13 protein-coding genes are annotated in these 14,987 nt (G+C 44.4%); 6 read left to right on the top strand and 7 right to left on the bottom strand.

From position 1 onward, the window contains the following. Positions 1-16: 16 nt before the first annotated feature. The gene (locus tag E7Z59_RS05525; RefSeq protein WP_136335278.1) at positions 17-1,027 is read right to left on the bottom strand and encodes a glycoside hydrolase family 113; all 1,011 of its coding nucleotides are present in this window, start codon (positions 1,025-1,027) and stop codon (positions 17-19) included. Positions 1,028-1,145: 118 nt separating this feature from the next. Here E7Z59_RS05525 and E7Z59_RS05520 point away from each other — a divergent pair, with 118 nt between their 5' ends. From E7Z59_RS05520 to E7Z59_RS05500, 5 genes are read left to right on the top strand one after another with little or no spacing between them, the layout of a single operon-like run. Beyond that, positions 1,146-2,441, top strand: coding sequence for an NAD(P)/FAD-dependent oxidoreductase (locus tag E7Z59_RS05520; RefSeq protein WP_136335277.1), 1,296 nt, complete (start codon positions 1,146-1,148; stop codon positions 2,439-2,441). 22 nt (positions 2,442-2,463) lie between these two features. Next, positions 2,464-4,044, top strand: a complete 1,581-nt coding sequence (locus E7Z59_RS05515) for a 4Fe-4S binding protein (protein WP_242015608.1) — start codon at positions 2,464-2,466, stop codon at positions 4,042-4,044. A 13-nt stretch (positions 4,045-4,057) separates the two neighbouring features. After that, a complete protein-coding gene (locus E7Z59_RS05510) occupies positions 4,058-4,750 on the top strand; it encodes a glycosyltransferase family 2 protein (RefSeq protein ID WP_136335275.1) in 693 nt (230 codons plus the stop codon). Continuing rightward, complete coding sequence (locus tag E7Z59_RS05505; protein ID WP_136335274.1) at positions 4,747-6,231, top strand: cellulose synthase family protein; 1,485 nt, start codon at positions 4,747-4,749, stop codon at positions 6,229-6,231. The genes E7Z59_RS05510 and E7Z59_RS05505 overlap by 4 nt, the downstream gene beginning before the upstream one ends. Then, complete coding sequence (locus E7Z59_RS05500) at positions 6,228-7,592, top strand: glycosyltransferase 87 family protein (RefSeq protein WP_136335273.1); 1,365 nt, start codon at positions 6,228-6,230, stop codon at positions 7,590-7,592. Before E7Z59_RS05505 ends, E7Z59_RS05500 begins: the two co-directional genes overlap by 4 nt. Here E7Z59_RS05500 and E7Z59_RS05495 read toward each other — a convergent pair. The 4 genes from E7Z59_RS05495 to E7Z59_RS05480 form a co-directional block, all read right to left on the bottom strand. Beyond that, complete coding sequence (locus E7Z59_RS05495; RefSeq protein WP_136335272.1) at positions 7,579-8,454, bottom strand: pseudouridine synthase; 876 nt, start codon at positions 8,452-8,454, stop codon at positions 7,579-7,581. The two genes, E7Z59_RS05500 and E7Z59_RS05495, sit on opposite strands and share 14 nt — an antisense overlap. Positions 8,455-9,265: 811 nt before the next feature. Next, positions 9,266-10,171, bottom strand: coding sequence for a geranylgeranylglycerol-phosphate geranylgeranyltransferase (locus E7Z59_RS05490; protein WP_136335271.1), 906 nt, complete (start codon positions 10,169-10,171; stop codon positions 9,266-9,268). Positions 10,172-10,190: 19 nt separating this feature from the next. Next, on the bottom strand, positions 10,191-11,129 hold the full coding sequence (locus E7Z59_RS05485; RefSeq protein ID WP_136335270.1) for a mevalonate kinase family protein: 939 nt from the start codon (positions 11,127-11,129) through the stop codon (positions 10,191-10,193). Positions 11,130-11,260: 131 nt separating this feature from the next. Further along, a complete protein-coding gene (locus E7Z59_RS05480) occupies positions 11,261-12,334 on the bottom strand; it encodes a diphosphomevalonate/mevalonate 3,5-bisphosphate decarboxylase family protein (RefSeq protein ID WP_136335269.1) in 1,074 nt (357 codons plus the stop codon). Positions 12,335-12,528: 194 nt separating this feature from the next. On the opposite strand from E7Z59_RS05480, the gene E7Z59_RS05475 reads away from it, so the two are divergent. Beyond that, positions 12,529-13,002, top strand: coding sequence for a TspO/MBR family protein (locus E7Z59_RS05475; protein ID WP_136335268.1), 474 nt, complete (start codon positions 12,529-12,531; stop codon positions 13,000-13,002). On the opposite strand, the gene E7Z59_RS05470 is transcribed toward E7Z59_RS05475, so the two are convergent. Next, positions 12,999-14,213, bottom strand: a complete 1,215-nt coding sequence (locus tag E7Z59_RS05470) for a BaiN/RdsA family NAD(P)/FAD-dependent oxidoreductase (RefSeq protein ID WP_136335267.1) — start codon at positions 14,211-14,213, stop codon at positions 12,999-13,001. The two genes, E7Z59_RS05475 and E7Z59_RS05470, sit on opposite strands and share 4 nt — an antisense overlap. 4 nt (positions 14,214-14,217) lie before the next feature. Continuing rightward, positions 14,218-14,958, bottom strand: a complete 741-nt coding sequence (locus tag E7Z59_RS05465) for a glycerophosphodiester phosphodiesterase (protein WP_394346648.1) — start codon at positions 14,956-14,958, stop codon at positions 14,218-14,220. Positions 14,959-14,987 lie beyond the last annotated feature (29 nt).

Below are 14,987 nucleotides of genomic sequence, written 5' to 3'. Positions count from 1 at the left end.
AAAAGTGAGCTTCGGTTCACTTTTGTATTTTATACACCTCCCGTATAAGGGCTTCGGCAGGTTTATTTTGAATGGTAAAACGATTATCATCCTTCCCTCCCGCTTTTTGATGAAAAGGAAACCATTTCCAAAGAAATCCGCCGGCAAACCAATCTTCTTCCCAGATCACTTCTGCCATGGCCCGCAAGGCATTGACCTGGGCCTGAAGGTTCACTGAAACCTCCTTTCGGGAACTGTCCCAGGGAGCTTTGGTATTATAGTCTGTACTTCTATAACCATACTCTGCAAAAAGAATGGGCTTTTCATATTTTAAGGCACAAGCCTCAAGAGCATCTTTATGCCGTTCCCACTCCTCCAAAAGCTCATCTACTTCGGGCGTTTTGCTCGCGGTTAAGGGAAAATAGGCGTCGACTCCGATCAGATCAAGCTCACCCCAGAAAGAGATATTTTGGTATTGGTCCCAATTCTCTGCATAGGTCAGCTCCCCTGAGAACACCTTCCTCACTTCCCTAATGAGATCCCGAAAAAACTCCGGTCGCTCTATGGCAAAACTGTGAAGTTCAGTCCCAATACAAAAAAGCTCCGCACCTTCTTCTTCTGCCAGTTTTGCATAAAAAAGTATATAAGATCTGTAAGAGTCTTGTAGGTGTTTCCAATCCTGTTCATTCTCCATGGTGAGATCGCCGGTAAAAAAACCTCTTCCTATCCATAAATGAGGCTTCACCATAACCCTGATATTCATTTTATGAAGTTCCCTAATGTATTGTCTTACCCCCTCTTCCCGCTCTCCAAACCATTGCCTGGGAGTATTGTAAATCACCTCCGAACTTCCGGAATCCCTCAGGAAACCATAGGGCATTACCGAAGCGTGGTCGGCATTCAAGGCCTGAAGCGGCTTCACCTCTTCCGGGCCAATGGTATCTCTTACCGCAACATAGCTAACCCCCCTGATCTTTTTTCTTACGTCAAGATCGGTTGCACAGGAAGCAAACATAACGCATAGCAGGAGGATCCAAAATTTTCCCATTTCTTGAAGGATTTTCACCTGTAAATTACAAATTCAACCCATTTAAAATGGCGAAAAAACATTTTAAATGATAAGTTCTTATCTTGCCTTACGACTACCTAACCACCAACTTCATTGCATGAAAAATATTGTGATCATAGGAAACGGTATCGCGGGTATTACTGCTGCCCGTCATATCAGAAAACTAAGTCAGCATCGAATTACGGTAATTTCTTCAGAAACCAGGTATTTTTTTTCGCGAACAGCCCTGATGTATGTCTATATGGGGCATATGAAATTTGAGCATACCCAACCTTATGAAAATTGGTTCTGGGAGAAGAACAATATCGATCTTGTTGAAGATCATGTGGTCAAGGTAAACGGACAAAACAAAACCATCCAACTACGCTCCGGACAACATCACTCCTTTGATATCCTGATCATAGCCAGCGGTTCGGTATCCAATAAATTCGGATGGCCCGGACAGGACCTGCGCGGTGTACAGGGCTTGTATTCAAAACAAGACCTGGACCTGCTGGAACAATATGCCCCAAACAACAAGGAATGCAGACAGGCTGTGATCGTTGGTGGAGGATTGATCGGTATCGAATTGGCCGAAATGCTGCAAAGCAGAAACATCCCCGTTACCTTTCTGGTCAGGGAGAAAAGTTTTTGGAGTAATGTACTCCCCGAAGGAGAATCGGCGATGATCACCCGGCACATAAAAGAACACGGTATCGACCTTCGCCTTAACACCAACCTGAAAGAGATTTTGAGTAACAACCAGGGACGCGTGCGTGGTGTGGTAACTGAAGATAATGTTGAGATACCCTGTGACCTTTGTGGTCTCACCCCTGGAGTCTCCCCCAACATTTCCTACCTTGAGGGTTCAGATATTGAAACAGACCGCGGAATTCTGGTCGATGAATACCTGCAAACCAACATTGAAAATGTTTATGCCATCGGAGACTGTGCCCAGTTGCGAACGCCAACACAAGGCAGGAAAGCCATTGAAGCTGTTTGGTATGCCGGGAGAATGATGGGAGAAACCCTGGCCTGGCATTTGTGTGAGAAGCCCAGGAAATACCGACCCGGGCCTTGGTTCAATTCGGCCAAATTCATGGATATTGAATACCAGACCTATGGTAATGTATCTAATACTCCTTCTGAAAGAGAACGACATCTGTACTGGGAAAACCGGAACGATAATAAAGCGATCAATATAGCCTACGACCCTGTAACGGGTAAATTCCTAGGCATTAACACCCTTGGGATACGGTTAAAACACGAATATTTTGATCAATGTCTGCGCTCAGAAATCCCTGTTGAAACCGTGATCGAGCACCTCGAAAAGGCCAATTTTGACCCTGAGTTTTATCGCAATTATTTTCAGGATATTAAAGAATCCATCAACCAACAAATAAGCATTGCATAGCCCTATGAAAACAAACCCATCCATGTCTATAGCGTCGGCACCACCATCAAACGCAACCGTATTACAGCGCGTATGGGCTATATTTGGTGTTGCAGCTTTAGGTATACTTTTGCTGGCGGCCTTTAATGTCGATTTCCCCAATAAAACCTGGTGGTTCACGGGTAGTCTCATTACGCTGACCCTGAGTATTATCCTATACAGCTACGAAGCGTATCGTCATCATCCTCCGGGTATCAAGAACAATCAAGTCTGGCAAAAAAGCCTTACCAACAGAGGACTGTGGGGGTGGTTACTGGGAATCGGGATCACATTTTTTTATATTATTCTGTATTTTTATCCTCAATTTTTAGGTCTGAACAATGAAGGAGAGAACACCGGGATCATAGGATTCTTTGATCCCTTAAGTCAAATCCTGAGCGGTAATCCGGCCAGTCAATGGTTTGTTTACGGCACCCTGTATACAATAGCTATCCTGGCTTTTGGTATAAAATTTCTATGGAAATACAGGCACAACCCCTATGAAAGGATCAGAACTTTCAGTGTGATGTTTTTCCAGACCGGGTTTGCTTTTCTGATCCCGGAACTTATGGCACGTCTTAACTCAGACAGCTTTTCACTCCCCTACTACGACCTGAAAAATATCTGGCCACTTAATTATTACAACTTTGAGCAATACAGGGTAGACAGCTTTATCAGTGCGGGCGATATCGGGATCGCACTTTTAGTGTTCGGCATTATTTCTATTCTCGTTATCACCCCCATATTAACCTATTACTACGGTAAAAGATGGTATTGCAGTTGGGTGTGTGGTTGCGGAGGACTAGCCGAAACGGCCGGAGACCCTTTCCGCCAGCTGTCAGACAACAGCCTTTTTGCCTGGAAGGTTGAACGGTGGGTAGTGCACAGTGTCCTCGTATTTTCTGTGTTGATGACCACGGCGGTCATCCATTCCTACCTGGGATATGATGCTGAAAAATATTGGCTGAATAAAGACGTGTTCCTCCTCCTGGTAGCCGGATTATTAACCCTGGTGTTTGCCCTTGTATGGATCTTTAAAAAACAGGAATTAAAAAAGGATGCCCGCTACGGAGCTATTGGCTATTTCTCTATTATTTCAGGACTAATTGTGCTGCATTATTTAACGGGAAGCAATGTTTTTCTATTCCAGGCAGAAAGCCTGAGAAGCTGGTATGCTTTCCTGATCGGAGCGGTGTTTTCGGGGGTGATCGGCACCGGATTTTACCCTATCTTTGGCAACCGCGTATGGTGCAGGTTTGGATGCCCAATGGCGGCCATTCTCGGTTTACAGCAGCGACTGTTCTCCCGGTTCAGAATTACCACCAACGGCGGACAGTGTATTAGTTGTGGTAACTGCTCTACCTATTGTGAAATGGGCATCGATGTTAGAGCTTATGCCCAGAAAGGAGAGAACATTGTAAGAGCTTCCTGCGTGGGTTGCGGTATTTGCAGTGCTGTTTGCCCGCGAGGAGTACTAAAGCTGGAAAATGGCCCGTTGGAGGGTCGCATTAACAGTGATGCTGTTTTAACCGGAAATGACCTGGACCTGCTTGATTTGATAAAGGAAGAAAAGACCTCAGAATAAAGCCCCGGAATTGATGAATGTGATCAAGGTGATCATCCCTGCCTACAATGAAGAACGATCAATATCCTCCGTGATAAAGGATATCCCCGAATTAGTGAACGAGGTCATCGTGGTTGACAATGGCTCTACCGATAAGACGGCAGAACAGGCTAAAAAAGCCGGAGCAACCGTTCTGAGCGAGCAAAGAAAAGGTTACGGCTATGCCTGCCTTAAAGGCATTGAACATATAACAAAATCCGAGGAGAAGGCAGACATTGTGGTCTTTCTGGACGGAGATTATTCAGACTACCCTGAAGAATTGGTCAAGGTTATACAACCCATCCAAAAAGAGGGTATGGATTTGGTGATAGGCGCCAGAGTTAAAGAAAAAAGAGAAGCGGGAGCAATGACTCCGCAACAAATTTTCGGTAATGCCCTGGCATGCACCCTGATGAAATGGTTTTATGGGGCCCGATATACCGACCTGGGACCCTTCCGAGCCATAAAGTATGATATACTGATGGCATTGAATATGGAGGATAAGACCTATGGCTGGACGGTGGAAATGCAGTTAAAGGCTTTAAAAAGCAACCTTAGCTACACCGAGGTTCCCGTAAAATACAGGAATCGCATAGGGGTCTCTAAGGTGTCAGGAACGGTAAAAGGCACCTTCATGGCCGGCTATAAAATACTGGGATGGATCTTTAAATACGGAATGAGAAAATGACAGAGGTATTTGCACATATAGCAATTGGGATCTACAGCCTGGCGTTGCTGTTGATATTTTTTTACAGCCTGGCACAGCTGAATCTTCTTTTTAATTACCTGAAGTACCGCAAAGAACAGGCCAACCGGCCCCGTTTTAATTCCTTTGACACTTCCGGGGCACCTATGGTAACCGTTCAATTACCCATCTATAACGAATTATATGTCGTAGAGCGGTTACTGGACAATATTGCTCAACTGGAATACCCTAAAAACAAACTGGAGATCCAGGTACTTGACGACTCAACCGATGAAACCGTTAGCCTGATCAGTAAAAAGGTTCGGGAATTACAGGAAGCAGGTATTGACATAAAACACCTTCACCGTACCGACCGTACCGGTTTTAAGGCCGGGGCACTGAAAGAAGGGCTTGCCACCGCCAAAGGGGAGTTGATCGCCATCTTTGATGCTGATTTCCTGCCGGAAAAAGACTGGCTAAAACAAACGGTACCCTATTTCAGAGACTCTGAAACAGGAGTCGTACAGACCCGTTGGGGGCATCTGAACCGTAACTACTCCATTCTTACCAAAATACAGGCTTTTGCCCTGGATGCGCATTTTACCATTGAACAGGGAGGCAGAAATGCCAGAGGACATTTTATCAACTTTAATGGTACGGCGGGTATCTGGCGAAAAAGCTGTATCCTGGATGCCGGAAACTGGGAAGGTGACACCCTTACCGAAGATCTTGACCTGAGTTACCGGGCCCAGTTAAAGAACTGGAAGTTCAAATACCTTGAACATGTGGAAACCCCTGCTGAGTTACCCATTATCATTTCGGCGGCGCGTTCCCAACAGTTTCGATGGAATAAAGGAGGGGCAGAGAATTTCAGGAAATCAGTACAACGGGTCATCAATACCCGGGGTTTATCTTTATCTACGAAATTACATGGCATTATTCACCTGCTTAACAGCTCGATGTTTCTCTTTGCCTTTATTGCCGCAGTATTCAGTTTGCCGGTCATGATGGTCAAACACTACGTACCTGAATTGGGCTTTTGGTTTGACTTCAGTGGTATTTTCATGGTAAGTACGGTCATTCTTTTTATCTGTTACTGGTTCACCTATAAAAATCTGCAGAAAGGGGGCATTGATGGTTTTCTGTCGTTCGTGCCTATGTTCTTTACCTTTTTTGCCGTAGCTCTTGGCTTTTCTCTCCACAATAGTTTTGCAGTGATCGAAGGCCATCTCGGTAAGAAGAGTGAATTTATCAGAACTCCGAAATTCAATATCAATGAATTTACCGGAGTCAGGATCTCTAACAAATACCTCAACAAAAAACTGTCTCGCAATACGGTTCTGGAAGTCTTGTTAACACTATACTTTATTGCCGGATTGATCCTTGCCTGGCAGCTTCGCGACTATGCTTTTTTAATGTTTATGGGGATGCTGGCCTTCGGATTCGGCTATGTGAGCTATAACTCCATTACCTCAAATTCATGAACCCGGCCAACCTACGTAGTTATTTACCACTGATATTAGCTGTTCTTTTAAGCTTTCTTGGCTATTTTGAGTTCACCCAGCATTTAGACCGTACTGACTTTCCAAAACTAATAGCACTGTATACAGCGCTGTTCCTATTCTTTTGGATGATGTACAGAAACGGTAAACAACTGTTTTGGCCATTGGCGGTCGCAGCGTTTCTGTTCAGGATCCTTACGCTTTGGGAACCTCCTAATTTATCACAGGATTTTTACCGGTTTATCTGGGACGGAGAGCTGATCCTGTTAGGGTATGACCCCTATTTTGAAAATCCTGAAGCACTCTATAAAGGCTTACGGGAAGTCTTACCGAATGCCGAAGTCCTGCTTTCCGGCATGGGAGAGCTCAGCGCCTCCCACTACAGCAATTACCCGCCATTAAATCAGCTATTCTTTACCCTGGCAGCCTTGCTAGGCGGAGCATCACTTTCGGGTAAGATATTAGCATTAAAATTAATGCTGCTGGTTGCCGATGTCGGTATCCTGTTCTATGGCCGAAAACTGCTGGGATTCCTGCAACTACCCAAGCATCTCATTTTACTATACCTCTTAAACCCTTTCGTGATCATTGAATTAGGACATAACCTTCATTTTGAAGGTATGATGATGTTTTTCTTCCTGGGTGGCTTGTGGTTTCTTTTTAACAAAAAATGGCTGTGGTCGGCACTATTTATAGCGGCCTCGATAAGCATAAAACTGATCCCTTTAATGTTTCTACCCTTGATCTTTATGTTCATTTGCGAAAGAGAGATCAACCTGAGGTCACGAAAATTTATCACTGCCGTCATTTATTCCTGCTGTGTACTGATGCTCTTTTCCCTGAGCTTCACCCCATTTTTCTCTCTAGGAAACTTAGAGCACTTCAGAGCCTCTGTGAATTTATGGTTCTCCACCTTTGAATTCAATGCCGGTATCTATTACCTGATCCGGGAGGCAGGTTACCTGGTCAAGGGGTATAATATTATTGGCAGCGTGGCACCCTGGATTCCGTATATCACCATAGCCACCGTTTTGATTCTTGCCTTCAGAAAGAGCATTAAAACCCCGGAGGGACTCATAACATCAATGTTATGGGCCATCGTGATCTACCTCTTAATATCAACAACAGTGCATCCCTGGTACCTGATTACTCCCCTGTTGCTTTCTATCCTGGCAGGAAAACAATTCGTGCTTATCTGGACCGGCCTCATCATGCTGAGCTATTACACCTATTCCAGCGAACCCTATGCAGAGTCTGCCCTACTGCTATTCTTACAGTACGGCATTATCTACTTTTTATTTATTAAGGAAATGGTCTTGGGTGAGACGATCAGAGCATTTTGAGGTTGATAACTTCCTGCTTGCCCAGTTTTCTCCAGGAGCCTCTTGGAATGTCTTTTTTGGTAAGTCCGCCAAACACCACCCTGTCAAGCATAACGATCTCATATCCGAGCGATTCAAAGATTCGTTTAACCACTCCATCTTTATTACCGAAGATCTTGATGCCAATTTCTTTTTTATTGCCACCTTCTGTATAGGTTACCTCTTCTACTTCAACCACTCCTTCTTCCAGGCGGATACCCTTGGCGATCTTTTTCAGGTCCTGGTCTTTCAAAGGCTTATTAAGTCCCACATGGTAGATCTGACGAAGAGGGGTCTTGCTATTATTCAACCTTTTGATAAGATCACTATCGTTGGTGAATAATAAAAGGCCGGTAGCTGCCCGCCCCAGGCGACCTACGGCTTCAATCTTCGCAGAGGTTGCTTTTCTGACCAGGTCATAAACAGTGGCCTTTCCCTTATCTGAAGGAGCTACTGAGAAGGCTTTTGGTTTATTAAGTAGTATGTATTCCTTTTTCTCGGCCTTGATGAGTCGACCATCAAACTTTACCTCGTCACGTTCCGGGTTAACCTTATACCCCATTTCGGTGATCACTTCTCCATTTACCTGCACATTACCCGATTGGATATAAATATCGGCCTCACGGCGAGAACACACACCACTGTTAGAAATATATTTATTTAACCGCATCTCGTTGGCCGCGAGTTGCTGTGATTTGTTTTGCGGCTGATTTTTCAAAGGAGAATTTCCTCTCGAATGACTGGCCTTACTGAATTTACCACCCTGTCTTCCTGAATAGCGTCCTTTTTCTCCACCCTGACGTCCAGATGATTTTCCGCTTTTTCCCCTTTGCTGTCTGCTCATGTTCTTTGTATTTATTGCAAAGATATATTAAACACCTGCAAAGGCCATTTTTTCTTTCAGGGAATTCGGATCAGAGTTCGAGGGACGAGTTAAATTACAATCGTCTTTGCGAGCTTTATGAAATAAAGCGTGGCAATCTCTCAAATCAGGTACATTAGCCTATTTATAACTATTATACCAGGACTGCATCTATGTAAAATAAAGTCCTGAGCACTGCCTTAAAAGGCGAAGAAACCTATGATGTTACTTTGGTTCCTATTAGAATTTTTCTTCTTTAAGGCTGCAGTGATGTGATTAGGAGATCGCCACAACCTGCTCTGGCCAACGCGCCTGCTGGCGCCTTCACTAAAATAGTTCACTGAACCATTTTTTTACGCTCGGCCCTTACCACTGACGGATTTAAAATCTCTATTGAAATAGTTTATAAAATGTGGCTCCCCACCTTGGACAGGGAGGGGTGGCTCAGGGTGCAACCCTGAGACGGGGCGGGTTGATTTAGGTTGAAATATCATACAACCCCTTCCGACCCCGACTCTTCGATGGTTATCGAGAGCCAGCGCCACCTTCCCCTAACCAGGGGAAGGAGCCCGTTGTTGTTTTAATTTTCAATCAGTCATCATCCTCCACAAGAAATCAAATTTCAGCGGTCTCGCGAAGACGAACCATCTATAATTTACAGTTGTGCTAAATATGAACCCTTTGCTTCTTAGCTATTTCGCTCCTTTGCATGGACCACCATTATCCTCCACAAAAACTCAAATTTAAAAGGCCCTGCGAAGACGTGCTACCGCTAACTGCAAACTGCAAACTGCTAAAAAAACCGGTTGAGCACCAAATCAATATCAATAAGAAGAATACTGAACACTCCTGTTACAATAACAAACTTGAGAATATTGTGAAGCAGGAGGTAATCAACTTTGGATACGGAACGCCAAAGCACGATGAGAAAAAGAAGCAGGATAATAATAGCGGCATAGAAGTAATAATACATATGCCCGATCTCAAACTGCCTGATCAGCAGCCATGCTGCGGCAATGGTTAAAAGACTTAACCCGGTGATCATACTTTTCGAAGCCCTTTCTCCGTAGATCACGGGAACCGTCTTGTAGTCATATACCAAATCGCCCTTCATATTTTCAAGGTCTTTGATCATTTCACGGTTCAGGATCAATAAGAACAGGAAAATGGCATGGATAAAAATAACAAGGTCAAAGTTTTTGTAGTAAATAAACACCGCAAAAAATGGTGTAATGGCCAGCAGGGCCGAAATGATATTCCCTATAAAAGCACGACGTTTCAGTTTATGCGAATAGAACCAGATTCCGAAGATATAGGCAGCGAAGAAAAGCACGGCTTTAAAGGAAACATAGCTGGCAAATACCACCGAAATAAAATTCAGAATGAAATAGGTTGACAGTTTAAAACGCTGACTTACCTGCCTGTCGAGAATCGACTTGCGGGGTCTGTTGATCAGGTCTTTTTCTGCATCGTAAAAATTATTGATAATGTACCCCGAGGCAATAGCCAGGGCCGAAGCTGCCACCAGGGCAAACAGGTTAGGATCAAAAAGCACTTCTCTGACAGGAATGTCAGGAGCCATGATATAAATGGAGGCCAGGTATTGTGCAATGACGATCACCAGCACATTATAGCCTCTTACCACTGAAAACAAACTCAGGATTTTAAGTAGGATCACACGTTGTTTTCGGGTTAGCATTCAGGGAAATCAAAAAATATTAAAAGTGATATACCACCTCAAGTTTGTAGTCTTTGAGGGCTTCCCTTGCTTTGTCAATATCTTCGGTAAACCCGAGGATATATCCACCACCTCCTGAACCGCAAAGTTTCAGGTAATAGTCGTTAGTCTTGATACCCTGTTCCCAAAGCTTGTGAAACTGTGCCGGGATCATCGGTTTAAAGTGATCAAGAACAACGTGAGACAGCTTTTTAATATTGCTGAAGAGGGAAGAAACGTCGCCATTAAGGAAATCGTCAACACAGGCATCGGTGTGCTTTATGAATTGGTCTTTGATCATTTTACGGAATCCTTCCTGCTTCATATTCTCCATGAAGATCTGGACCATCGGAGCGGTTTCCCCTACAATTCCACTATCTAAAAGAAAAACTGCGCCTTTTCCGTTCTCCGTTTGCGAAGGTATCCCGGTTGGCTCTATATTATCCTTGCTGTTGATCAAAATAGGCAGACTCAGATAACTGTTTAAAGGGTCCAGTCCGGATGATTTCCCATGGAAAAAACTTTCCATGGCTCCGAAAATATTTTTAAGACTGATCAGTTTATCGCGGGTAAGGTTTTCAAGCACGGTGATCTTGTCCTGGGCATACTTATCGTAAATGGCTGCTACCAGGGCACCACTGCTGCCTACGCCATACCCCTGAGGAATACTGCTGTCAAAATACATGCCTTGGGCCACATCCTCCCGCATACGCTTCAAATCGAAGGTAACGAGTTCAGGCTGCTCCTGCTCCAACTTCTCCAGGTAATCGGCAAAACGCTTGAGGCCCTGATTTGATCTTGAGGCTTCTTCGCTCAGCTCCTTTTCCACCTTTAAGGCACCGTTGTAAAAATTATACGGAATGGAGAGTCCTTTAGAATCTTTAATGATACCGTACTCACCAAACAAGAGAATCTTAGAATAGAATAATGGACCTTTCATAGCATTATTGCCCTTAACAAATTCCTTTTCCGGGCATGTTTTAACAATTAAATATAAGCAATATCCCTGCTCAATTCAAAAAACAGCAGGCAAATGGCCTTGTATTTATGATTAATTTAGGCTTTTGTCGACTATCGTCTTTTTGCGCCTTCACCAATTCGGTCGCAAATATACTGCCCTTGTTCACAATAATCAACTAACTCGTCCTCAATAAATTTCATCACTTCATCAGCCTCCGAACCGGGATATAAAAGATGAACATTTGCTCCCGCATCGAGGGTAAAACAAAGTGCAGAACCGGTCTTCTCTCTAAAGTCCCACACCTTATTGATGATCTCCAGTGTATTTGGCTTCATCAGGATAAAATACGGATTAGAACTCATCATCATGGCATGAAGGGTGAGGGCTTCACTTTCAACGATCCTGATAAAGGCCCGGCTATCTCCATTCTGAAGCACTTCCAGCAATTCTGCCAAATTACGATGTGCCTGCTCAAAACGGGCCTCAGCGTAAGGGTGTCCATGCATCAATCCATGTCCTACGGTACTGCTTACCTGCTTTTGTCCTTTATCCACCAAAAGGATGGTATCGCGATAGTCAAGAAAAGTCTTATGCAATTGACCTCTGTACGGCGTACCATACAGGTCTGAACTTCCGGAGATATGCTCATGTTGCCCCCAGCTTACCAAAGGACCTTCAAGGCTTCTGCAGGCACTTCCCGAACCAAGACGGGCCAGGAAAGACGCCTTTTTATAAAAGTTGGCATCCTCTTCAGCTCCCGACAAGGCAGCCTCCAGACTCATCAGGCAAAGTGCCAACGCACTCATACCACTGGCAGAAGAGGCGATTCCGCTGGAATGTGGAAAACTGTTGGAGGTATCGATCTCGAGATGATAGCCTTCCAGGAATTCCATATAGGGCAGAATACGGTCTATAAATTGTTGGATCTTCGGCTTGAAAGATGGTTTTGGCTCTCCTTCAAAAAGCAGGTCGAAGGAGATTCCCGGAGTCTCTTTTCTGGTAAACTTCACCCGGGTAGTGGTAGCGCAATGATCCAGGGTAAAACTTATGGAAGGATTGGCAGGGATCTGACCTTCCTTCTTCCCCCAGTATTTTACCAGGGCTATATTACTGGGTGAACTCCATGTACTTTCAAATGTATCCGGAAGGATCTCAGGGCTTTGGGCAATAAATTCTTTGACCATTTTTGATGATTGATCTTTGTGCAAATATAGAGGAAAATGGGTTATGCAGTTATGCGGTTATGCGGTTATGCCGTTAAACAGTTATACAATCATTTAAGGATGATTTCAGCTAACAGGCACTGTATAACCGCATAACTGTATAACGGTATAACTTCACAAAAAAATGTTTATTTTCGTGAATACACCAACCCGCTATGTCAAAAACGATTACCCGTATTAGTATCGCAGTAGTGATCTGCCTTTTGGTAGGCTTCCTTTCGAGCTTTGCTACCCAAAGCTCTATCGACACCTGGTATGTTACCTTAAATAAGCCGGATTTCAATCCGCCTAACTGGGTTTTTGCGCCGGTTTGGACACTGCTGTATATTGCTATGGGAGTAGCTGCCGGCTTGGTTTGGGCAAGAGGATTTTATCATAAGTGGGTGCAAACAGCCTTGTATCACTTTGGCTTTCAGCTTATGTTTAACGCCCTTTGGAGTGTGGTATTCTTCGGCTTCCAAAAACCCTTCTGGGCCTTAATGGTTATTCTCACCCTCCTGATCCTGATCATTCTCACCATTAAGTGGTTCAGGGTGGTAAGCAAACCTGCCGCCTGGCTTATGGTACCCTACCTGTTATGGGTAAGTTTTGCCACAGTGCTGAACTTTAGTATCTGGTGGCTTAATTAGGTGCCTTCAACTATAGCTTTTGCGGCTATATAAGCTCCGGTCCAGGCATTCTGAAAATTAAAACCTCCGGTTATTGCATCGATATTCAATATTTCTCCCGCAAAGAAAAGTCCGGGATATTTTTTACACTCAAAGGTTTTAAAGTTGACTTCCTTAAGATCTACGCCTCCGGCTGTAACAAACTCTTCCTTAAAGGTGCTTTTTCCGTTCACAAGTAGTTGGCATTGCGTAAGCTGAATAGCTATTTCCCTGAGCTTACTTCTGCTCAGATCAGCCCAGTTCTCTTGCTGTGTAACTCCGGCGGCTTCCAGCAATGACTGCCATAAACGCTTCGGTACATCAAAATCTTTGCTGGCCATTGGTGAACGTTTCGGATGCATCTCCACCGCTTCCAGGAGCAGCTCCATACAGGTATCAACCGTTTCCGGGTACATCCAGTTCACCACCACGGGAAACTGATAATTGGCCCTGTGAAGATCTCTTGCACCCCATGCCGATAAACGTAAAACCGCCGGACCACTTAAACCCCAATGGGTAATAAGAACGGGGCCCTCGGCTTCAAGACCGGCTTCAGGTATTTGCACCTGGGCATCACAGCTTAATCCCTGCAGGCCTTTAATGCGATCATCCTTGATATTAAAAGTGAACAAAGAAGGTACGGGTTCAACGATCTGTATGCCCATATTACTGAGCATTCGCCATACCTTCGGACTACTCCCGGTAGCCATTAACAACTTCCTGGTTCTAAAGGTGCCTCCGGTGGTATCCAATTCCCAGTATTTTTCGAGTCGCAACAGCTGCTTTACCCCGTGATTAGTTAACACCTCAACTCCAAGTCGTTTACACTCTTCTCTAAAGCAGTCAATGATTGTTTCTGAAGAATCGGTTACAGGAAACATTCTGCCATCATCTTCAACTTTCAAGGGCACTCCCCTTTTTTCGAAGAAATCTACGGTGTCTCCACTACAGAAGGTATGAAAGGGTCCCCGCAATTCCTTTTCTCCGCGAGGATAATTCCTGGCAAGTTCATTAGGAATAAATTCAGCATGGGTTACGTTACAGCGTCCACCTCCTGAGATCCTGACTTTATTCAAGACATCCTTCCCTTTTTCCAGGATCACCAAATGCAATGACGGATCTTGTTGAGCGATCTGGATCGCGGCAAAAAAACCTGCAGCGCCTCCTCCTGTTATGATCACATCATAGGTCATAGGCTTAGTCGTTTACTCGGTCAGGATAATCGGTTATAACAGCTTCTACCTTGAGCTCGAACATACGCTCAAGATCAGGCATGCGGTTTACTGTCCAGCACCAGATCTGCAAGCCTGCCTTTCTTATTTCCCCGGCGGTTTCTTCTGTCAACAAATGATGATCGGCATTAACAGCCACCGCATTCAGGCTTTTAGCCATGGCTATGGCAGGGCTGATCTCCTTCTCGGTAAGCACCCCTATCGGCATTTTCTTATCCAGCGTTCGGTAAGACTCTAATTCTTCCCACTTAAAACTTGAGATCAGCAAATTATCATGAGTCCAGCCTGACTTACCCAGGTAACGCTCCAGGGTATGATATACCGGCGCAGCAGTTCCTGAGCCTTTAAGTTCTATATTTAATAAGACTCTCCCGTCTAGGTAATGCAGCACCTCTTCCAGGGTTGGTATACGGTAATTGCCTTTTACCCTGACCTTTTGGAGTTCTTCCAAAGTCAGATCTTCAATTTTTCCGGTTTGGTCGGTTAAACGACCCAGGTAATCATCATGAAAAACTACTACCTCTCCGCTTCTGATACGAAATACATCGATCTCAATACCATCCACTCCGAGCTCAAGGGCTTTAGCTATCGATGCCATTGTATTTTCAGCAACGTGCCCCTTAGCGCCCCTATGTCCAATCACCATAGGCTTTTCAGTATCAACGTTTAAGGCCGCAAAACTAAGAAAGAAAATACAGATTTGCATTACCCTTATGAGCATACACTATTAAATTT

It is taken from the genome of Robertkochia marina, assembly GCF_004799345.1.
GTDB lineage: Bacteria > Bacteroidota > Bacteroidia > Flavobacteriales > Flavobacteriaceae > Robertkochia > Robertkochia marina.
The sequence above is the reverse complement of the archived record's forward strand: the minus strand, read 5'-3'. Positions and strand labels throughout refer to the sequence as shown.

Bases quoted from the DNA above. Each gene is read 5' to 3' on its own strand.
- E7Z59_RS05510 (WP_136335275.1), top strand. From the start codon at position 4,058: ATGAATGTGATCAAGGTGATCATCCCTGCCTACAATGAAGAACGATCA.
- E7Z59_RS05475 (WP_136335268.1), top strand. From the start codon at position 12,529: ATGTCAAAAACGATTACCCGTATTAGTATCGCAGTAGTGATCTGCCTT.
- E7Z59_RS05485 (WP_136335270.1), bottom strand. From the start codon at position 11,129: ATGAAAGGTCCATTATTCTATTCTAAGATTCTCTTGTTTGGTGAGTAC.
- E7Z59_RS05470 (WP_136335267.1), bottom strand. From the start codon at position 14,213: ATGACCTATGATGTGATCATAACAGGAGGAGGCGCTGCAGGTTTTTTT.
- E7Z59_RS05490 (WP_136335271.1), bottom strand. From the start codon at position 10,171: ATGCTAACCCGAAAACAACGTGTGATCCTACTTAAAATCCTGAGTTTG.
- E7Z59_RS05515 (WP_242015608.1), top strand. From the start codon at position 2,464: ATGTCTATAGCGTCGGCACCACCATCAAACGCAACCGTATTACAGCGC.
- E7Z59_RS05505 (WP_136335274.1), top strand. From the start codon at position 4,747: ATGACAGAGGTATTTGCACATATAGCAATTGGGATCTACAGCCTGGCG.
- E7Z59_RS05525 (WP_136335278.1), bottom strand. From the start codon at position 1,027: ATGGGAAAATTTTGGATCCTCCTGCTATGCGTTATGTTTGCTTCCTGT.
- E7Z59_RS05500 (WP_136335273.1), top strand. From the start codon at position 6,228: ATGAACCCGGCCAACCTACGTAGTTATTTACCACTGATATTAGCTGTT.
- E7Z59_RS05495 (WP_136335272.1), bottom strand. From the start codon at position 8,454: ATGAGCAGACAGCAAAGGGGAAAAAGCGGAAAATCATCTGGACGTCAG.
- E7Z59_RS05465 (WP_394346648.1), bottom strand. From the start codon at position 14,958: ATGCAAATCTGTATTTTCTTTCTTAGTTTTGCGGCCTTAAACGTTGAT.
- E7Z59_RS05520 (WP_136335277.1), top strand. From the start codon at position 1,146: ATGAAAAATATTGTGATCATAGGAAACGGTATCGCGGGTATTACTGCT.
- E7Z59_RS05480 (WP_136335269.1), bottom strand. From the start codon at position 12,334: ATGGTCAAAGAATTTATTGCCCAAAGCCCTGAGATCCTTCCGGATACA.